Origin of the sequence: Streptomyces sp. NPDC058985, from assembly GCF_042740985.1 — a bacterium.
Taxonomy (GTDB): Bacteria; Actinomycetota; Actinomycetes; order Streptomycetales; family Streptomycetaceae; genus Streptomyces.
The window spans coordinates 18,380-38,591 of sequence record NZ_JBHYJX010000030.1 but is presented as its reverse complement, the minus strand read 5'-3'; the positions used below and the strand labels follow the sequence as shown (position 1 = coordinate 38,591).

The following is a 20,212-nucleotide window of genomic DNA, read 5'->3' as shown; positions in this document are numbered from 1 at the left end:
CAGTGTCTCCGCTCTCGGGCGCCCGCGGGGGCGCCCGGGGTCAGGCGACGCGGTACTGCTCGTCGCGCGCGTCGGTGAGGAACGTCTGCCCCGGCGCGTGGGTCACCGCGAAGGGCGGCCGCGAGGCCATGACCGCCGCCTGAGGCGTCACCCCGCAGGCCCAGAACACCGGGATGTCGTCCGGTTCGGCGTCCACCGCGTCGCCGAAGTCGGGCCGGCCCAGGTCCTCGATGCCGAGCGCCGACGGGTCACCGCAGTGCACCGGGCTGCCGTGCACCGCCGGGAGCAGGCTGGTCTCGTGGATCGCCGCCGACAGGTGCGCGGGCGGCACGGGGCGCATCGAGACCACCATCGGGCCGTGCAGCCGCCCCGCCGGACGGCACTGACGCGTGGTGACGTACATCGGGACGTTGCGGCCCTGCTCGACGTGCCGGATCGGGACGCCGGCCGAGGCCAGCGCCCACTCGAAGGTGAAGCTGCACCCGATCAGGAACGTCACCAGATCGTCCCGCCAGTGCGCCCGCACGTCCGTCGGCTCCTCCACCAGCTCGCCGTCCCGCCACACCCGGTAGCGGGGCAGATCGGTGCGCAGGTCCGCGCCGTCGGCGAGCACGGTGGTCCAGGACCCGGCGTCGGTGACGTCGAGCACCGGGCAGGGCTGCGGGTTGCGGGTGCAGAACAGCAGCATGTCGTACGCCCAGTCGGCGGGCACCGAGATCAGGTTGGCCTGGGTGTGGCCCGCCGCGACCCCCGCCGTGGGGCCGGCCAGCCCCTCCCGGAAGAGGGAGCGGGCGGTTTTCGGGCTCCACGCGTGCGCGTGCCGTTCGACGCGTGCGAGCGGCCGGTCCTCGGCCACGTGCGGTGGGTGCTTCACGCCAGTTCCCTTCCGCGCGTCTCCGGCAGCCACAGCAGGGCCAGCGCCGCGATGCCGTAGCCGATGGCACCAAAGACCAGCGCGCCGCCCACGCCCCAGCTGTCGGCCAGGAAGCCGACCGTGGTCGGGAAGACGGCGCCCACGGCGCGTCCGGTGTTGTACGTGAAGCCCTGGCCCGCGCCGCGTGCCGCCGTCGGGTACAGCTCGCTCAGGTACGAGCCGAAGCCGCTGAAGATGGCCGACATGCAGAAGCCGAGCGGGAAACCGAGCACCAGGAGCAGGGTGTTGGCGCCGTCGGGGATGTTGGCGTACGCCAGGATGCAGACCGCCGACAGCAGGGCGAACAGCCAGATGTTGCGTTTGCGGCCCAGCACGTCGGTGAGCCAGCCGCCGGTGAGGTAGCCGATGAAGGCGCCCGAGATGAGGAAGGTCAGATAGCCGCCGGTGCCGACGACCGACAGGTCCCGTTCGTCCTTCAGGTAGGTCGGCACCCAGGTGGCAAGGGTGTAGTAGCCGCCCTGGACGCCGGTGGAGAGCAGGCTGGCGAAGAGCGTGACGCGCAGCAGGCCGGGGGCGCCGGCCGTACCGGGCTTGAAGATCGCCGCGAAGGACCCCTTGCTCGCGCCCTGCTCCCGGATCTCGGTGGCCTTCGGCGCGTCGTGGACGCTGCGCCTGATCCAGACCACGAGCAGCGCCGGCAGCGCACCCGTCCAGAACATGACACGCCAGGCCAGATCGTCGCCGACCAGCGAGAACACCAGCGTGTACACGACCACCGCGAGCGCCCAGCCCACGGCCCAGGAGCTCTGGATCGCGCCGAGCGTGCGGCCCCGGTGCCTGGCACTCGCGTACTCGGCCACCAGGATCGCGCCGACCGCCCACTCGCCGCCGAAGCCGAGCCCCTGGAGGGCGCGGAAGACCAGCAGCGTCTCGTAGTTGGGGGCGAAACCGCACGCCACCGTGAACACGGCGTAGGTGATCACGGTGAGCAGCAGCGCCTTGACCCGGCCCACGCGGTCCGCCAGCACGCCCGCGAGGGCGCCGCCGACCGCCGAGACGACCAGGGTGACCGTCGTGAGCAGGCCGGTCTGGCCGCTGTCCAGGCCGAAGTACGCGGCCAGCGCCACCATGGTGAGCGGCAGGGTGAAGTAGTCGTAGGAGTCGAGGGCGTACCCGCCGAACGCGCCGCCGAAGGCGCGGCGGCCCCGCGGGCCGAGGGCGCGCAGCCAGCCGAACGGGCCGTCGTCCGTGGTGTGTTCATCCGTGCCGGGACGCGCCTCGGTGGACAGGGCCCGTGGGGGAGGGGTTGTGCTCATGGGCACCTCGCAGGGGGAGGACGGAGGGTGCGTGCACTTCCTGGCACCGTAGAGGATTGTTCAACGATCCCTCAATACCCCTGTTGTTTCGTTCTGGTATCTGCGATTGAATTCCGGGCATGGCAGAGCAGTTGACGGGACTGGCCGACGACCGTGCCCTCCTGGGCCGGACCAGCACCGCCGAGCGGGTCTCGGACATCCTCAGGAGCCGGATCGCCGAGGGCTACTTCCCGCCCGGCACCCGCCTGTCCGAGGACAGCATCGGCGGCGCGCTCGGCGTCTCCCGCAACACCCTGCGCGAGTCGTTCCGGCTGCTCACCCACGAACGCCTGCTCGTCCACGAGCTGAACCGCGGCGTCTTCGTCCGGGTCCTGACCGTCGAGGACGTCGAGGACATCTACCGCACCCGCTCCCTCGTCGAGTGCGCCGTCGTACGCGGCCTCGGCAAGCCCCCCTACGCCCTCGAAGGACTCGCCGGGGCCGTCGAGGACGGGCGCCGGTCGGCCCGCGAAGGTGACTGGAAAGCCGTCGGTACGGCCAACATCCACTTCCACCGGGAGCTGGTCGCCCTCGCCGGCAGCGAACGCACCGACGAGCTGATGCGCAGCGTCTTCGCCGAACTCCGCCTCGCCTTCCACGTCGTGGACGACCCCCGGCGCCTGCACGAGCCGTACATCGCACGGAACGCGGAGCTCCTGACGGCCCTGGAGAACGGCGAGCGGGAGACGGCGGAGCGCCTGCTCGCGGTCTACCTCGACAACTCCCTCAAGCGCGTCGTGGAGGTCTACCTGCGGCGGGTCGGGGACGACACCCCCTAGGTGTGCTGTTCCGGGACGTTGGTGACACGCGTGCCGGGTGCTTGAACGGGTGAGGGCCTTCTGGGTTCGGTGCCCGCCGCCACGGCCGCGGCCCCGTCCCGTCACACCGGCCACGCCCCCGGTCTCGCCGCTCCGGCCACGCCCCGGGTCCCCGCGGCCGGCGGCCTGCCGGCCGGGGCGCATCTGCGTCGTTTGGGTCGATGTCAGACCGAGGACCTAGTCTGTGCACCGTGACTTCGCCTGCACCGACGGACAGCGTTCCGCCCCAGCTCAGCGCGGGGCCGCGCCCTGCTCCGGGCCCGGCCGCCGACGAGGGACTGGCGCGGCGGCTGCGCGCGCTCGCCTGCACGGCGCCACTGCACGACCTGGACGCCCGCAAGGCCAACCTCGCGGGCGAGTACTCGGTGTACGGCATGGCCGAGGTCGCCCTCGCCGCCATCGACCTCGTCACGCTGAACATGGACTTCGACACCGGCGCCGACCACGACCAGATAGTGGCCAGGCTGATCCCGCGCGTCGCCGCCCAGGCCCCCCGCCGTCCCGCCGCCGAGCACGAGCGGGTGGCCCGCTGGGTCCTGGAGAACCTGATCAACGTCGGCAGCGTCGACCGAGGCTTCCGCGCGGTCTACGGCACCTTCGGACCGGACGGTACCTACGTCCGCCGGGACTACGACTTCAAGCTCCTGGAAGAGGTCCCCGGTCCCGGCGGCACCGTCTACCTGCGCACCACGGACGAGGCGGTCAACGTCCTGGTCGGCGCCCTGGACACCGACGTCACCAGCGCCCAGATCGCCGCCGAGGTCAAGCTGGAGGTGCTGATCAGCCGGGGCCGCCTCGCCGACGCCCAGCTCGCCGCCGAGCAGGCCCGGTACCGGACCGTGCAGTACTCCGAGACCCTGCGCCGCGCCCTGGACGCCACCCGGCGCAACGTCCGGGCGGTGGACTGGCTGAGCGCCGTCCCCGACATGATCGCCGAGGCCCTGGACCACGTCGCCGACCGGTACCGCCACGAGAACGCGATCCTCACCAACATCCGCAAGGCCCGCGACGAGTCCGAGGACCAGGAGCACAAGCGCCGCGCGGCCGAGCTGGTCGACATCGTCAAGGACTGCATCCGCCGCCACACCCAGCTCCAGTCCCGCCTCCTGGAGGCCGGCCCGCTCTTCCGCGCCGAACAGGACCGGCAGGCCTTCGCCACGCCCCTGACCACCTCCGGCCTCGATCTCTACGGCCATCTGGTCGCCCCCGTCCTGCCGTTGCCCCTGGAGCGCGCGCTGCGCGTCACCGACGCCTTCTTCGCCCGCGGCACCGGACTGCGCACGCCCGTCTCCGTCCGGGTCGGCGACCTCGTCGACATACTCCTGACCCCGCCGGTGGAGCGGGAGCACCTGGGCGCCGAGATGCCGGAACCCGACCTGATCGCCACCCCGGACGACAGCCGTTTCAGCGAGGAACAGCTCGCGGCCGCCATGGAACTGCTCGACCTCCCGCACGACGCCCCGCGCCGGCTGTCGGGACTCCTGGCCGACGCCCGCGCCCAGGATCCCGAACTGCCCTACCTCGTCGCCCTGCTGGCCGTGCACGCGGCCAGCCCGCCGGTCGGCACCGCCTACCGGCAGGGCGAGCCGAAGCTGCTGTTCGCCGTGGACGACGGCACCGAGCTCGACGACCACGAGTTCGGCGGTGCCGACCTCATCGTCGGCACCGCGCTGCTGGACGCGGCGGGCATGGCCGCCGCCCGCACGGAGGCGGCATGACCGTCTCCCACCGCCACACCCGCCACTGCCATACGCCCCGACGATCCGAACGACACGAGTGCCGGCACGGCATCGAGCGCCTGCACAGCGAGGAGAACCGACCGTGACCGAGCACGTCGACCGGAGCGAACCGGAGGCGGGTGCCGCGCCGGCCACCGCGGCCGTCACGCCCGCCGACGCCGCCGACGCGGCGCGGCTCGTCTCCTTCGGCCTCCAGCCCAAGCTGCTGCCCGCCCGCGACCAGGAGTACGCCGACCTGCTGCGCCGGTACCGCGAGGACCCGCCCTTCGCGCGTCTCGCCGACGCCGTCGCGGCCGGCCTCGGACTGATCGTGCTGGAAGTCTCCCGGCGCGCGGGAATGGCCGTCACCGCCGCCGAGGACTCGGTGTTCGCCGTCCGCATGGGCGACTACGCGCGCCGCGCCGCCACCGACTCCGGCGACCGCTTCCTGCACGGCCTCGCCCACCTCGCGCTCGCCGCCATGGCCTACCCGCGCCCCGAGGACCTCGCCGACGACGGCTACATCGGCCGCGTCACGGTCAACGGCGTGGACGCCTTCGTCCGCCAGGCCTGCCGCCGGCTGGAGGAGCGCGCCGACGAACAGGGCGAGAACACCGACCCAGCCACCGACGCCCCCGGCCTGGAGGCCGCCTGGCGGATCTGGGCCAGACGCAGCTCCACCGGCGCCACCAAGGACGCCCGCAGACTCCCCGGCTCCACCACCGGCATCGTCGGCAAGGCCGCCGCGTTCCTCACCGAGTCCGGCTTCCTCCAGCGCACCGGCGACGACAGCGGCGGCACCTACCGCACGACCGCGCGCTACCAGCTCCAGGTGCGCGACATGGCGGGCAGCGCCGCCATGGCCGAGCTGCTGGACCTGGGCGTCGTCCCGGTCACCGACGGCACGGCGACGCTGCTGCCCGCCGAGGAGACGGAAGACCTGGAGCTGGTGGCCGACGCCGGGCTGCCGTTCCACTCGCCCTGACCCCGCGCGCCGCGCCCGCCACCGGGCCCACACCCGCCCCCACCTCCCCGACTTCCCGAAGACTTACGAGAGTCCGCCATGTACGAGCTGTCCCGGGTCCGCCTCTACTCCATCGGACCCGCCGGTGCGCGCTACGCCGACACCGTGCTTGACCTGCGCGGTGTGGGCGAGCCCGTGCCCGACCCCGCGCCCACGCAGGCGGAGTTCTTCGAGGAGGAGCCGGTCGGCCCGCCGCGCCGCCCCGCCCCCGCGGGGGTGCTGTTCCTGGAGAACGGCGGCGGCAAGTCCGTCCTGCTCAAGCTGATCTTCTCGGTGATGCTGCCGGGCCACCGCAACACCCTGGGCGGCGCCAGCTCGGGCGTCCTGCGCAAGTTCCTGCTCGCCGACGACTGCGGACACGTCGCGCTGGAGTGGCAGCACGTGCAGAGCGGCGAGTGCGTCGTGGTCGGCAAGGCCAGCGAGTGGCGCGGCCGCCAGGTCTCCAACGACCCCCGCAAGTTCGCCGAGGCCTGGTACTCCTTCCGGCCCGGGCCCGGACTGACCCTGGACAACCTGCCCGTCGCCGAGGCCACCGCCGTACGCCCGCCCCTGGAGGGCGTCTCCGGCGCCCAGGGCAGGCGGCGCACCATGAAGGGCTTCCGCGACGCCCTCACCGAGGCCGCCAAGGCCTACCCGCACCTGGAGGTGCACTGGGAGGAGATCCACGACCGCTGGATCGAGCACCTCGGCGACCTCGGCCTCGACCCCGAACTCTTCCGCTACCAGCGCGAGATGAACGCCGACGAGGGCGAGGCCGCCGGCCTCTTCGCCGTCAAGAAGGACGCCGACTTCACCGACCTGCTGCTGCGCGCGGTCACCGACACCCGTGACACCGACGGACTCGCCGACCTGGTGAGCGGCTTCGGCAACAAGCTGGGCCGACGGGCCGAGCTGATCGCCGAACGCGACTTCACCGCCGGGTCCGTCGAGCTGCTCGGCCGGATCGTCGAGGCCGCCGAGGTCCGCACCCGCGCGCGCGACATCCACACCGCGGCCGAACGCCGGACCAGGAACCTCGCCCGGCGGCTCACCGCGCGCGGCGCCCAGGAGCGGGTCAGGGCCTCGGACCTCGCCCAGCGGGTCACCGCCGCCGCCCGCGCCGTCACCCACGCCGAGTCGGCCCGCGACCGCAGCGCCCTCATCGCCGCCGAACTCGCCTACCGGCACGCCTCGCTCGCCCTGACCGGCGCAGAGAAGGCCGCCGCCGCCCAGAAGCGCGAACTCGCCGACGCGCGCACCCTGCACTCCGCCTGGCAGGCCGCCGAGGCCGTACTGCGCCACCGCGCCGCCGCCGACCGCGTCGCCCGCGTGTCCGCCGCCATCCAGGAGGCCGAGCGGGACGCCGCCCCCGCGCTCGCCGCACGCGCCAAGGCCGCCGTCGACCTCGTCCGCGCCCTGCACGCGGCGGCCGGCCGGGCCGAGGGCCACGCCAACGAGGAGGAGGAGCGGTCCGCCGCCCTCCAGGAGGTCAGCGACGCGGCGCACCGCGACTCCACCACCGCCGCCACCGAGGCGCAGCGCGCCCGCAGCGAGGCCGGGCACCTGCGCCAGCGCCTCACCGAGGTCGAGCAGGAGACCACCGAAGCGGTCCGGGCCGGCTGGCTGGACGACAGCGCGCCCGACGCCGACCCCGCCCGCGCGGCCCTCGCCGCCAGCGACGCCGAGAAGAGCACCGTCGCGGCCTGGGACACCGCCCGTGAGTCGGCACGCCGGGCCACGGAGCACGCGCGCGAGACGGCGTCCGCCGAGAGCCGCGCCGAACTGACGGCCGCCCGCGCGGCCGACGCCGCCACCGCGGCCGAACGCGCCCACGAGGCCGAGCGCCGCACGGCCGAGGCCCTGGCCGTCGAGGAACGCCTCGCGGAACTGCTCGGCCTCGCCGCCGGCACCCGCCCCGGCATCCCGCAGCCCCGCCACGACGCGGACCACGACCCCGCGCCCGCGCGGGCCGACGGCGCCCTCACGCCCCAGGAACTCGACCGCTTCGCCGACGAACTGCGCGAACTGCTCGACGACACCGTCTCCTCCGCCGAACGCCAGCTGTTCGACCTGCGCACCGCCGCCGCCGACGACTCCCGCATCCTCGGCGCGCTCGGCGACGGCGGACTGCTGCCGCCCGGCCCCGACGTGCTGGCCACCGTGGAGTTCCTGGGCGAGCACGGCATCCCCGCCCTGCCCGGCTGGCGCTACCTCGCGCAGGCCGTCGACCCCGCCGACCACGCGCGCGTGCTGGCCGCCCGGCCCGAGCTGGTCGACGGCGTCATCATCACCGACCCCGACTCGCACACCCGCGCGCGCGACGTCCTCGGCGACGCGGCCCTGCTCCCGCGCTCGGCCGTCGCCGTCGGCACCGCCGCCGCCCTGCTCGCCCCCACCCCGGCCCCGGACTCCGACGCCGGGGACGTCTTCCTCGTACCGCCGAACCCCGCGATGCACGACGAGCACGCGGCCGACGAGGAGCGGCACGCGCTGCGCGCGCGGGCGACCCGGCGGGACGAGGAGATCCGCACCCTCGCCGCCCGGCTCGGCAAGGACCGCGAGCTGGCCGCCCGGCTCGCCTCCTGGCGCACCGGCTGCCCCGCCGGACGCCTCACCGAACTCGCCCGGACCGCCGAGGAGGCGCGCACTTTCGCCGACGAGGCCGAGGCCGAACTGACCGAGGCGCGCACCGCGCGGACCGAGGCGGACGAGGCCGCCGCCGAGGCCGTGCACCTGCGGGACGAACGGCAGGAGGCCGCGCAGAAGGCCCGCCGCGCCGCCGACGCCCTCGCCGGGCTCGCCTTCCGGCTGCGCGAACGGGCGGGCTGGCAGGTGCGCCTGCGGGAACTGGCCGACGAGGGCGCCGAGGCCGAGGCCCGCGCCCAGGCCTGCCTGGACCGGGCCCGCGCGGCCGACGAGGACCGCCGCGCCGCCCAGCGCGCCGCCGACGACGCCCGCCGCACCGCCCGCGCGCTGCGCGCCGAGCGCTCCGAGATCGCCGGCGCCCCCGACGACGTACCGGAGGACGGAGCGGACACGCCCGGGACCGGCACGGACGCGCCGAAGGCGTCCCTGCCGGACCTGCGCGAGGCCTACCGTGCCGCGTCCCAGGTGTACGAGAAGGTCGGCGTCGGCGCCGACCTCCGCGCCGAACAGGCCCGCGCGGAGAGCGACGAGAGCGCCGCGCGCGGGGACCTGGACCGGCTCAGCAACAAGGTCCGCACCCGCGCCGGGCAGCTCCTGGAGTCGCCCGACGGCTCCGACGGACCGTCCCGGCAGGCCGCCGCCGCCCGCGCCGAGGAGCTGGTGCAGCTCCTGGAGACCCGCATGTCGAGCGCCAGCGAGCAGCTCGGCCGCCTGCGCGGCGAGGCCGAACGGCACGCGCCCGAGGAGGGCGAGGCCCACACCGAGCTGCCCGGGGAACTCCTCCCGCGCGACGCCGACCACGCCCAGACCCTGCTGCGCACGGCCACCGCAGAACTCGCCTCCCACACCGAGGCGCTCACCCGGGCCCGCGACACCCACGCCGGACTGCTCGACACGCACCGCGCCGCCGAGGACGCCGCCGGCGGCTTCGACGAGATCGCCGCCATGCTCCGCGACCTGCTGCGCGAGCACGCGGCCGACGAGGAGCAGGAAGAGCCCGAGCCGTATCCGGGCGGTCTGGAGGAGGCCCGCCAGTCGGCCGGTGAGGCCCGCCGGTCGCTGCGCGGCTGCGCCGCCGACCTGTCCGCCGCCGAGGCCGGGGTCCGCGAGGCGAGCGACGTCCTGGTCCGGCACGCCAACTCCACCCGTTACGAGCAGGTCCGCACCCCCGCGCGGCAGCAGATCCGCGAGCTGCCCGCCGCCACGCTGCCCGAGCACGCGGCCAAGTGGGCGGACGCCTTCGCGCCCCGGCTCCGCGTCCTCACCGACGAACTCGCGCAGCTGGAGCGCAACCGCGACTCGATCGTGGACCGGCTGCGCGGCCTGGTCGAGTCGGCCCTCGCCACGCTCCGCTCCGCCCAGCGCCTCTCCCGGCTGCCGGAAGGGCTGGGGGAGTGGTCGGGTCAGGAGTTCCTGCGCATCCGCTTCGAGGAACCCGACCAGGCCACCCTCACCGAGCGGCTCGGCGAGGTGGTCGACGACGCCACCCGCGCCGCCGTGAAGAAGAACTCCGACCTGCGCCGCGACGGCATGTCCCTGCTGCTGCGGGGCGTCGCCGCCGCACTGGCGCCCAAGGGCGTCGCCGTCGAGATCCTCAAGCCCGACGCCGTGCTGCGCGCCGAGCGCGTCCCCGTCGGACAGATGGGCGACGTCTTCTCCGGCGGCCAGCTGCTCACCGCGGCCATCGCCCTGTACTGCACGATGGCCGCGCTCCGCAGCAACGACCGGGGCCGCGACCGGCACCGCCACGCCGGGACCCTGTTCCTCGACAACCCCATCGGGCGCGCCAACGCCACCTACCTGCTGGAGCTGCAGCGGGCCGTGTCCGACGCGCTCGGCGTCCAGCTGCTCTACACCACCGGCCTGTTCGACACGACCGCGCTCGCCGAGTTCCCGCTGGTCATCCGGCTGCGCAACGACGCCGACCTCAGGGCAGGACTGAAGTACATCAGCGTCGAGGAGCACCTGCGGCCCGGTCTGCCCCAGCCGGCCCCCGCCGCCGAGGGGGAGGGCGAGCCGGTGCACAGCGAGATCACGGCCACCCGGATGTTCAAACGCCCCGCCCAGTCACCCTCCTAGCCGCTCCAGCAGCCACTCGTGGAAGAGCCCGATGTGGTGCTCGGTCGGCACCAGCACGCCGCCCTCGCGGTAGGCGCGGGACGACATCGCGGGCTGGGTCCGCTCGCACGCCGCGAAGTCCTGCGTGTTGACCCGGTGGAACAGTTCCACCGACCGTGACAGGTCCGCCCCCGACGCCACCACGTCGGGGGCGTACAGCCAGTCGCACTCGACGACCGTGCGGTCCTCGGCGAGCGGGAACATGCGGTGCAGGATCACGTGGTCCGGCACGAGGTTGACGAAGACCGTCGGCCTGACGGTGACGGCGTAGTAGCGGCGGTCCTGGCTCTCCGCCACCTCGGGCAGCCGGCCGAAGCCCTCGCCGCCGTCGACCGTGAAGCCCTTGACCTCCTCGCCGAACTCGGCGCCGTGGCCCACGTAGTACTGGGCCGCGTAGCCGTCGGCGAACTCGGGCAGCACATCGGTGAGTTCGGGGTGGATGGTGGCGCAGTGGTAGCACTCCATGAAGTTCTCGACGATCAGCTTCCAGTTGGCCGCAACGTCGTACCGGACGCGTCGGCCGAGGGCCAGCCGCTCCGTCCCGTAGCGCTCGATCGCCGCCGGGTCGCCGAGCCGTTCGACGACGGCACCGCGCACGGTCTCCTCGAAGGAGGGTGGCTCGTCGGCCAGGCACACCCAGGCATATCCGAGCCATTCGCGCAGGGCGACCTCGGCCAGGCCGTACGCGGCGCGGTCGACGTCCGGCATCTTCGTGAGGCCGGGCGCGGCGATCAGCCGTCCGTCGAGGTCGTACGTCCAGGCGTGGTACGGGCACTGGAGGTTGCGCCGCACCTCGCCCGACTCCTCCAGGCACAGCCGGGCCCCCCGGTGGCGGCAGATGTTGAGGAAGGCGCGCAGCGCGCCCGTACGGGTGCGGGTGACGATGACGCTCTCGGACCCGATCCGCACGGTGCGGAAGGCGCCGGGCCGTTCCAGGTCGGCGCCGCGGACGGCGCAGAACCAGAGCGACTCGAAGACCTGCCGCTGTTCCTGACGGAAGATCTCCGGGTCGGTGTAGTAGCGGCCCGGCAGGGTCGCGATGAGGCTGGAGGACAGGGGAGTCGTCGTCACGTGCTGGCTCCTCGGGCGGGCGCGGCGGTGAGGCGAGCGGGGTCGAAGAGACCGATCGGGTGCGCGGTGTCGCCGGTCAGGGCCAGGTCGGCGAGGATCTCGCCGACGACGGGCACGAACTTGAAGCCGTGCCCGGAGAATCCGCAGGCCACGGTGACCGAACCGGGATGCGCGGGATGGCGGGCGATGACGAAGTGTTCGTCCGCCGTGGTGGTGTACATGCAGGTGGCGGCCTTGAGGAAGGTGCCGGGCAGATCGGGGAGACGGCCGGACATGTGGTCCGCCATGGCCCGGACCTCGTGGCCGTGCACGGTCCGGTCGATGGCCTCCGGGGTGGTCGCCTGCCCCTTGCGGAAGAAGGCGACCTTGGCGCCGTGGTCCGGCCCGTCGATGGCGGGGAAGCCGTACACCTGCACGCCGGCCGCGTCCTCCCAGACGTAGATCGGCTGGTTGGCCGGGAGGAAGCGGCCGATGCCGTTGCGGGGCTGGAACCAGTACATGACCTGCCGCTCCACCGTGAACGGCACCCCGAGGCCGGCGAGCAGCCGCGGCGCCCAGGCGCCCGGGCAGATCACCAACTGGCCGGCGGTGTAGGTGTTCTCGCCGGTGTGCACGCGGACGCCGTCCCGGTACGGTTCCCAGCGCGTCACGGGTTCCTCGAAGTGCAGGTCGGCGCCCTGCCGGGTGGCCAGCTGGAGATGGGCGGCGACCGTGTTCTCGGGGCGCAGCAGACCGGCCTTGGCCTCGTACAGGGCGACCTCGTCGTCCCGCGGGGCGAGCGTCGGAAACCGGCGGCGGATCTCCCGCGCGTCCAGCATCTCGTGCGGCAGGTCCCACTCGCGGGCCGACCGCAGGGAGCCGGTCACGGTCCAGGAGTCGGGCCGGCCCACCATCAGGCCCCCGCACAGGAGGGCGATGTCCCGGCCGGTGGCCCGCTCCAGGTCGGCGTAGAGCTCGTAGGCGCGCAGCAGCAGGGGAACGTACGCCGGGTCCTCGAAGTACGACTGCCGGGTGATCCGGGAACCGCCGTGGCTGGAGCCCCGGTTGTGCACGGGGCCGAACCGCTCCAGGCCCAGCACGCGGGCTCCCCGCGCGGACAGGTGGTGGGCGGCGGCACTGCCCATGCCGCCGAGGCCGATGACGATCACGTCGTAGGTGGGGGACAAGAAGGGCCTCCTGGCGTCCTAACGGCGGATACGGGTCATCCTCGGGTCGAACAGCGGCTCCTCGGCGACGGTGGCGGGCACCTTCTCACCGAAGTACTCCACGTGCACACCGGTGCCGGCGGCCAGGCCGGCGGGGAGCCAGGCGTACGCGACGCAGCGGCCGAGCGTGTAGCCGTACGAGGCGCTGGTCACGTATCCGGCGGGCGCGCCGTCCACGTGGACCGGCTCCTTGCCGAGCACCACGGCCGCCGGGTCGTCGAGGAGCAGCGGTGTCAGGCGTCGGCCGGGCTCGCCCGCGCGGGCCAGCGCGGCCCGGCCGACGAAGTCCGCCTTGTCCATCCGGACCGCGAAGCCGACACCGGCCTCGTACGGGTTGTCCTCGTCGGTCATGTCCGTGCCCCAGGCCCGGTATCCCTTCTCCAGGCGCAGGGAGTTGAAGGCCGAGCGTCCGGCGGCGATCACGCCGAGGTCCTGGCCGGCCTCCCACAGCGTGTCCCAGAGCCGAAGGCCCAGGTCGGCGGTGGTGTACAGCTCCCAGCCCAGTTCACCGACGTAGCTCAGGCGCATCGCGGTCACCGGGACGTGGCCGATGTACGTCTCCCGGGCGCGGAAGTAGCCGAACGCCTCGTGCGAGAAGTCGTCCGGCGTCAGCGGCTGGACGAGGTCGCGGGCGAGCGGGCCCCAGACGCCGACGCAGCAGGTGCCGGAGGTGATGTCCCTGATGTGCACCTCCCCACCGGGCGCGTGGCGCAGCAGGTGGTCGAGATCGGCGGGGGAGTTGGCGCCGACCTGGAAGCGGTCGGGGGCGAGGCGGGCGACGGTGAGGTCGGAGCGGATGCCCCCGGTCTCGTCGAGGAGGAGGGTGTAGGTGACCGCGCCGGGCCTCTTGCGCAGGTTGTTGCTGGTCATGCGGTCCAGGAAGGCGAGGGCGCCCGGCCCGGTGACCTCCAGGCGGCGCAACGGCGTCATGTCGTACAGGGCGACGCGCTCGCGGGTGACCCGCGCCTCCGCCGCCGCGATCGGCGACCAGTGCCGGGCCGACCAGGCGTCGCGGCCGGGAAGGCGCGGGTCCGGGACGAGCCCGGCATTGGCCTCGTACCAGTGCGGGCGTTCCCAGCCGCCGCCCTCCAGGAAGTACGCGCCGAGTTCCCGCTGCCGTGCGTGGAACGGGCTGACCCTGAGCGGGCGCGGCCGCTCCATCGGCTGGAGCGGGTGGATCACGTCGTACACCTCGGTGAACTGCTGCGCGCCGCGTTCGCGGACGTACGCCGGTGACCGTTGCGCGTCCTCGAAGCGTGTGAGGTCGCACTCGTGGACGTCGAGCGACGGCCGTCCGTCCACCATCCACTCGGCGACGGCCCTGGCGACACCGGCCGAGTGGGTGACCCACACCGCCTCCGCGAGCCAGAAGCCCCGCAGGTCACGGGACTCGCCGAGGACCGGCATGCCGTCCGGGGTGAAGGAGAAGACACCGTTGAAGCCCGACTCGACGTCCGAGTCGCGCAGGGCGGGCATCAGCCGGCGGCAGTCCTCCCAGCTCGGCGCCCAGTCCTCCGCGGTGAAGGGGTACGACGACGGCATGTCCATGTGCCGGGCGCGTGACTCGTCGTAGCCGGGCACGGCGAACGGGTCGACGGGCAGCGGCCGGTGGGCGTAGGAGCCGATGCCGAGGCGGTCGCCGTGCTCACGGAAGTACAGGTCGCGGTCCTGGAAGCGCAGGACCGGCTTAGACGCCTCCTCGGTGGCGCCGCTCAGCTCGGGCAGCGGAGCCGTCCTCGCGTACTGGTGGGCCAGCGGTTGCAGGGGTACGTCGACGCCGGCCATGCGGCCGACGACCGGTCCCCAGAATCCGGCGGCGGAGACGACGTGGTCGGCGGGGAAGGTGCCGCGGTCGGTGACGACGCCCGTGACCCGGCCGTCCTGCCGCTCGATGCCGGTGACCGTGTGCCGGTCCAGGAAACGTGCGCCCCGCGCGGTGGCGCGGTCCAGCTGGGCGCGGCAGGCGGGCACGGCGCGGGCCAGCCCGTCCCCCGGGGTGTGGAAGCCGCCGAGGACCACCGACTCGTCGAGGAGCGGCCAGAGTTCCTTGCAGCGGGCGGCGTCGACGATCTCGCCGGCCACGCCCCAGGAGGCGGCGTATCCGGCCCTGCGGTGCAGGTCGGCGAGGCGCTCCGGTGTGGTCGCCAGCTCCAGGCCGCCGACCCGCTGGAAGCACGGGGCGCCGTCCCACGTGAGGGACGTGAACTTCTCGACGGTGTACCGGGCGAACGCCGTCAGGGTGCGCGACGGACTGGTCCGGAAGACGAGGCCGGGCGCGTGCGAGGTGGAGCCGCCGGGCGCGGGCAGTGGGCCCTGTTCGAGGACGGTGACGTCCGTCCAGCCGCGCGCGGTCAGTTCGTCCGCGAGGGAGCAGCCGACGACGCCCGCGCCGATGACCACCACGCGGGGCGGGGGCCGCAGGCCGTGGGTGCTCACAGGACCACCACCGAGCGCAGTACCTCGCCGCGGCGCATCCGGCCGAACGCGTCCTCCACCCGGTCCAGCGTCGTCGTCTCCGACACGAAGGCACCCAGGTCGAGCAGCCCGTACAGGTATTGGTCGATCAGGAACGGGAAGTCGCGGCTCGGCAGACAGTCGCCGTACCAGGACGACTTGATCGCACCGCCGCGTGAGAACACGTCGATGAGGGGCAGTTCGACCGTCGTCTCCGGTGTGGGCACGCCGACCTGGACCAGCACTCCGGCGTGGTCGCGCATGTAGAAGGCCTGGCGGAACGTCTCCGGGTGGCCCACGGCGTCGATCGCGATGTCCACGCCGTGGCCGTCGGTGAGGGCGCGGACCGCCTCGACCGGGTCCGTGCCGCGGGAGTCGACGGTGTGCGTCGCGCCGAACCGTTCCGCCCGGTCCAGCTTCCGGCCGTCCACGTCGACCGCGATGATCTTCATGGCGCCGTTCAGGGCGGCACCGGCGATCGCCGCGTCGCCCACGCCACCGCAGCCGATCACCGCGACCGAGTCGCCGCGGCCGACGCCGCCGGTGTTGACGGCGGCGCCATAACCGGCCATCACCCCGCAGCCGACGAGGCCGGCCGCCTCGGGCCGGGCGGCCGGGTCGACCTTCACGGCCTGGCCCGCGGCGACCAGCGTCTTCTCGGCGAAGGCGCCGATGCCGAGGGCCGGGGTCAGCGGGGTGCCGTCCACCAGGGTCATCGGACGGGCGGCGTTGCGGGAGTCGAAGCAGTACCAGGGGCGGCCGCGGCGGCAGGACCGGCAGCCACCGCAGGGCGCCCGCCACGCCAGCACCACGTAGTCGCCCGGCGCGAGGCCGGTGACGCCCTCGCCGACCGCCTCGACGGTGCCGGCCGCCTCATGGCCCAGCAGGAACGGGAAGTCATCGGTGATCGCGCCCTCGCGGTAGTGCAGATCCGTGTGACAGACCCCGCAGGCCTGCACCGCGACCAGAACCTCGCCGGGCCCGGGATCCGGCACGACGATCGTCTGCACCTCGACGGGTGCGCCCCTCTTCACAGCGACTACGGCACGGACCTCGTGTGACACGAGAAGCTCCTCTGCTGTTGCGCATTGCACGATGGGTTGCGCGATGAGAAACATAGTGGGAACGCCGTCGAGGGGCCGTCAAGAGGTACGGGTTAACCCTTGGCAAAACGAGCCGGCGGCGGGCGCGGGCTGCGAAACACGCCTGACACGGGACGGCGCGGGACCCGGGCCCCCGGAAGGGAGTTCGGGTCCCGCGCCGTCGGACGGGACGCCGGCGGGACCGTCCCGCCGGGTGGGTGCGCTCAGCCCGGCCGCCTCGCCGGGTGGGTGCGTGCTCAGCCGCCGTAGCCCATGCGGCGGGACAGCTCGGCCCCCGCCGCCAGCACTCGCTCGGCCAGGTCCGGCAAGCGCTCCGGCGTCAGCCGGTACACCGGGCCGGAGACACTGATCGAGGCGATCACCTTGCCGTCGTGGGAGCGCACCGGCGCCGCCACGGCCGCGAGCCCGATCTCCAGCTCCTCCTGCGTGATCGCGCAACCCTGCGCGGTCACCGTCTCCAACTCGCCGCGCAGCACCGCCGCGCCGGTGACGGTGTGCTCGGTGAACCGGTGCAGCGGGCGGGCCAGCAGCCCCTCGCGCAGGGTGGCCGGCAGATGGGCGAGCAGCACCTTCCCGCTGGCGGTGGCGTGCAGCGGGGTGCGCCGGCCGAGCCAGTTCTGCGCGGTGACCGAGGCGGTGCCGCGGGCCTGCATGACGTTGACCGCCGCGTCGTCGTCCAGCACCGCGATGTTCGACGTCTCGCCCAGTTCGTCGGCCAGCTCGCGGCAGACGGGCACCCCCTCCTGCGAGATGTCCAGCCGTACGGCCGCCGCCCCCGCCAGCCGCAGCACACCGGCGCCCAGGTAGTACTTGCCGCGCTCCTTCTCCTGCGCCACCAGACCGCGGTTCTCCAACACGCCGAGCAGCCGGAACGCCGTGGACTTGTGCACGTCCAGTTCGTCGGCGATCTCGGTGACACCCGCCTCCCCGAGCCGGGCGAGGATCTCCAGCACGGTCACGGCGCGGTCCACCGACTGCACGCCGCCCACCGCGCCCCTGCCTGACTGCTTGTTCTCCACACGGTCCTCACCAGGGTCGGGCTGCTGCTGTGTGCGGGTCATGGCTCAACTCTCACCACCTGGCGGCCCGATCGGGCCGCATCTGCGGGAAGCCCTTGACGCCACGGGCGCCCGCCCGGATTCTGTTGCGCATAGCGCTCTCCAGTGCGCCATGTGAAACATCATGTTACCGAAGCGTCCGGATCCCGGAAGGGTACGCGCTCCGCACCCCGCGTTCCGGACCGAGAGGGGAGCCCATGATTCCCGTCTGCCGTCTCGAAGACCTCCCCAAGGGCGGGTCCACCCGCGTCGGGACCAGTCCGCCGATCGCCGTCTTCCACACCGACGACGGCGATCTCTACGCCATCGACGACACCTGCAGCCACCAGGACGCCTCTCTCTCCGAGGGCTGGCTGGAGGGGTGCCTGGTCGAATGCCCGCTGCACGCCGCCTCGTTCGACCTGCGCACGGGCCTGCCGACCTGCCTCCCGGCCCGTCGGGCGGTGCGCACCCACCGGGTGAGCGTCGAGGACGGCTTCGTCCACGTCCACCTCGCCGCGGAGGAGGGCAGCGCCGCATGAGGACCGTGACCGTGGTCGGTGCCTCCCTGTCCGGCCTGTACGCCGCCCGGGAACTGCGGGCCCAGGGGTTCGACGGACGCCTCGTGGTGGTCGGGGACGAACCCCACCCGCCCTACGACCGGCCGCCCCTGTCCAAGGAGTTCCTCACCGGCCGGGCCGCCGAGGAGGACCTGGCGCTCACCGACGCCGAGGAGACCGCCGAACTGGACGCCGACTGGCTGCTCGGTGTCCGCGCCCGTGGCCTGGACGCCCGCGGGCGGACCGTACTGCTCGACGACGGCCGCACCGTGTCCACGGACGGCGTCGTCGTCGCCACCGGGGCATCGGCACGGGGCCTGAACGGCGGCGGCCTCACCGGGGTCCACACCCTGCGCACCCTGGACGACGCCCGCGCCCTGCGCGCGTGCCTCACCCGCGGTCCGTGCCGGGTGGTGGTGGTCGGCGGCGGTTTCGTCGGCGCCGAGACCGCGTCCTCGTGCGCCGCCCTCGGTCACGCCGTCACCGTCGTCGAGGCCGCCGCGATGCCACTCGTGCCGCACCTCGGCGCGGAACTGGCCGCCGTCTGCGCCACCCTGCACGGCCGTGCCGGGGTGGGGCTGGTCACCGGCGCGTCCGTGGCCGCGCTGCGCGGCACGGCGGCCGTCACCGGGGTCGACCTCACCGACGGACGCGCGCTGCCCGCGGACGTGGTGATCGTCGGCATCGGTGCCACCCCCAACACCGCCTGGCTGGCCGGCTCGCCGCTGCTCCTGAACGACGGCGTCCTGTGCGACGACGGCTGCGTGACCGCCCTGCCGCAGGTGGTCGCCGTCGGCGACGTGGCCCGCGTCGGCGGCACCCGCGCGGAGCACTGGACCTCCGCCACCCAGCAGCCCCGGGCCGCGGTGCGCAACCTCCTCGCCGGACGCACGCTGGAGAGCGCGAGGTCGGTGCCGTACTTCTGGTCCGACCAGTACGGCTCCCGCCTCCAGTTCGCCGGGCGGCGCCGGGACGGCGACATTGTGCGCGTCGCCGAGGGCGGGATCGCCGACGGCGCGCCTGACGCGGAGGGCTTCCTGGCCCGCTACGAACGGGACGGGCGTACGACCGCCGTGCTCGCCGTGGACCGGCCCCGCCCCTTCATGCGGGTCCGACGCGAACTCGCCGCCGAGGAGGCCGGGATACCGGTGACCGTCGGCGGGGCGGGCCCGGGCGCGCGGTGAGGCGCGACCCGGCGGGGGACGTCGGCGGAACCACCCGGTCGGCGTGCCGTGCGTCGCGGCCCGCTGGCGGCGCCCGGGGTGGGCCTCCGGCCCAGCGGGCCGCGCAGTCGCTCAAGGGCGTGCTCAAGGGTGTGACAGCCGGCTCGCGCCACCGCCCCGCCGGCGTATCCGCTCCTGGCTCCGCTCGGCGGACCGCGCCTGGCGCCGGGCCCGGCGCCGCTCGCGCCGCATGGCCCGCGCGGTGCTGCTCGGCTCCGACACCACGCCGTGCCGCTGATTCCAGACCTGTCGCGTCACCCACACGTCCAGCACCCCCCACGTGGCCACCACCGTGCCCGCCACACTGCCGATCACCATGGGAAACGCCAGCCACGACTCCGCCATCGTGCACAGGAAGGCCACCATCGCCATGATCAGCGTCACCGCGACGACGATCACCGCACGGACGGCCGCCGTGCGCACCGGATCCGGCAGCCGGCGCCGCCGCGCGGGCTCCTCCCTCCACAACGGCCGGTAGCCGGACGGCTGCTCGCGCGCCACCCGCCTCCCCGGCCCCTCCGGCCGGTCACGCGCGGGTCTGCCCGTACCGGCTGCCCGAACTTCGCGATCCGGTGCCTCGGGGACCGGTCGGGCGGTCACCCGGGCCGCACCGCCGTCCTCGGGCGCACCGCGCCGCTCCGCCGTGCCCATCGCCATGTCACTCCCCACCGCCAGCAGACAGCTCGACCGTGTCCCACGACACGGCTCCCCTCTGGCTGCCCGGCTTGCGCTGCTTTACGCCGCCCAGAGGCGGGATGCGGCTCCTGTGGCCGATTCCGCCTCCATTTCCCGTAGTGAATGACGAGCGACGGGCTCCCAAGATTCCCGAAAGGCCCGCGCAGTCGAAGAATTTCGGCCAATCCGCCCGGCCGAGCCGGAGCCGAACCCTCCCCGCACACCCCGATCCCGGGAGGCAATCTCCCGCAATGACCGGACAACTGACCATCACCGTCCCGTGGCGAGGAGGCCCGTCCGCCGGACGGGCCTTCGAGTTACGGATGCGTCAGTAGTAGGCTCGCGCCGTTTG

At 74.0% G+C, this 20,212-nt stretch carries 14 protein-coding genes; 6 read left to right on the top strand and 8 right to left on the bottom strand.

Annotated elements, in window-relative coordinates; all coding sequences use genetic code 11:
* Positions 1 to 40: 40 nt before the first annotated feature.
* The gene (locus tag ACFW01_RS24305; protein WP_384506540.1) at positions 41 to 874 is read right to left on the bottom strand and encodes a putative hydro-lyase; all 834 of its coding nucleotides are present in this window, start codon (positions 872 to 874) and stop codon (positions 41 to 43) included.
* Positions 871 to 2,190, bottom strand: a complete 1,320-nt coding sequence (locus tag ACFW01_RS24300; RefSeq protein WP_234958219.1) for an MFS transporter — start codon at positions 2,188 to 2,190, stop codon at positions 871 to 873. Before ACFW01_RS24300 ends, ACFW01_RS24305 begins: the two co-directional genes overlap by 4 nt.
* A 119-nt stretch (positions 2,191 to 2,309) precedes the next feature.
* On the opposite strand from ACFW01_RS24300, the gene ACFW01_RS24295 reads away from it, so the two are divergent.
* From ACFW01_RS24295 to ACFW01_RS24280, 4 genes are all read left to right on the top strand, one after another.
* A complete protein-coding gene (locus ACFW01_RS24295) occupies positions 2,310 to 3,008 on the top strand; it encodes a GntR family transcriptional regulator (RefSeq protein ID WP_234958218.1) in 699 nt (232 codons plus the stop codon).
* 230 nt (positions 3,009 to 3,238) lie between these two features.
* A complete protein-coding gene (locus ACFW01_RS24290; protein WP_234958217.1) occupies positions 3,239 to 4,765 on the top strand; it encodes a hypothetical protein in 1,527 nt (508 codons plus the stop codon).
* A gap of 103 nt (positions 4,766 to 4,868) precedes the next feature.
* Positions 4,869 to 5,750, top strand: coding sequence for a hypothetical protein (locus ACFW01_RS24285; RefSeq protein ID WP_384506536.1), 882 nt, complete (start codon positions 4,869 to 4,871; stop codon positions 5,748 to 5,750).
* 78 nt (positions 5,751 to 5,828) lie between these two features.
* A complete protein-coding gene (locus tag ACFW01_RS24280) occupies positions 5,829 to 10,493 on the top strand; it encodes a hypothetical protein (protein ID WP_384506533.1) in 4,665 nt (1,554 codons plus the stop codon).
* On the opposite strand, the gene ACFW01_RS24275 is transcribed toward ACFW01_RS24280, so the two are convergent.
* From ACFW01_RS24275 to ACFW01_RS24255, 5 genes are all read right to left on the bottom strand, one after another.
* On the bottom strand, positions 10,482 to 11,603 hold the full coding sequence (locus tag ACFW01_RS24275; RefSeq protein WP_384506530.1) for an aromatic ring-hydroxylating dioxygenase subunit alpha: 1,122 nt from the start codon (positions 11,601 to 11,603) through the stop codon (positions 10,482 to 10,484). The two genes, ACFW01_RS24280 and ACFW01_RS24275, sit on opposite strands and share 12 nt — an antisense overlap.
* Complete coding sequence (gene solA / locus ACFW01_RS24270) at positions 11,600 to 12,769, bottom strand: N-methyl-L-tryptophan oxidase (RefSeq protein WP_384506527.1); 1,170 nt, start codon at positions 12,767 to 12,769, stop codon at positions 11,600 to 11,602. Before solA ends, ACFW01_RS24275 begins: the two co-directional genes overlap by 4 nt.
* A gap of 18 nt (positions 12,770 to 12,787) precedes the next feature.
* Positions 12,788 to 15,244, bottom strand: a complete 2,457-nt coding sequence (locus ACFW01_RS24265) for an FAD-dependent oxidoreductase (protein WP_384506524.1) — start codon at positions 15,242 to 15,244, stop codon at positions 12,788 to 12,790.
* Positions 15,241 to 16,326: an S-(hydroxymethyl)mycothiol dehydrogenase gene (locus ACFW01_RS24260; protein ID WP_384506521.1), complete on the bottom strand. Its 1,086-nt coding sequence runs from the start codon at positions 16,324 to 16,326 to the stop codon at positions 15,241 to 15,243. Before ACFW01_RS24260 ends, ACFW01_RS24265 begins: the two co-directional genes overlap by 4 nt.
* Before the next feature lie 275 nt (positions 16,327 to 16,601).
* Positions 16,602 to 17,345, bottom strand: coding sequence for an IclR family transcriptional regulator (locus ACFW01_RS24255; RefSeq protein WP_384506629.1), 744 nt, complete (start codon positions 17,343 to 17,345; stop codon positions 16,602 to 16,604).
* A 275-nt stretch (positions 17,346 to 17,620) separates the two neighbouring features.
* Between ACFW01_RS24255 and ACFW01_RS24250 the strand changes: the two genes are divergently transcribed.
* Positions 17,621 to 17,944 carry a bifunctional 3-phenylpropionate/cinnamic acid dioxygenase ferredoxin subunit gene (locus ACFW01_RS24250; protein WP_384506518.1) on the top strand — a complete coding sequence of 108 codons (324 nt, stop codon included), beginning with the start codon at positions 17,621 to 17,623 and terminating at the stop codon, positions 17,942 to 17,944.
* Positions 17,941 to 19,146 carry an NAD(P)/FAD-dependent oxidoreductase gene (locus tag ACFW01_RS24245; protein WP_384506515.1) on the top strand — a complete coding sequence of 402 codons (1,206 nt, stop codon included), beginning with the start codon at positions 17,941 to 17,943 and terminating at the stop codon, positions 19,144 to 19,146. Before ACFW01_RS24250 ends, ACFW01_RS24245 begins: the two co-directional genes overlap by 4 nt.
* 123 nt (positions 19,147 to 19,269) lie before the next feature.
* Here the strand turns inward: ACFW01_RS24245 and ACFW01_RS24240 are convergent, their stop codons facing one another.
* Positions 19,270 to 19,836 (bottom strand): hypothetical protein, encoded by a 567-nt coding sequence (locus ACFW01_RS24240; protein WP_384506626.1) that lies wholly within the window; start codon positions 19,834 to 19,836, stop codon positions 19,270 to 19,272.
* Between the last annotated feature and the right edge of the window lie 376 nt (positions 19,837 to 20,212).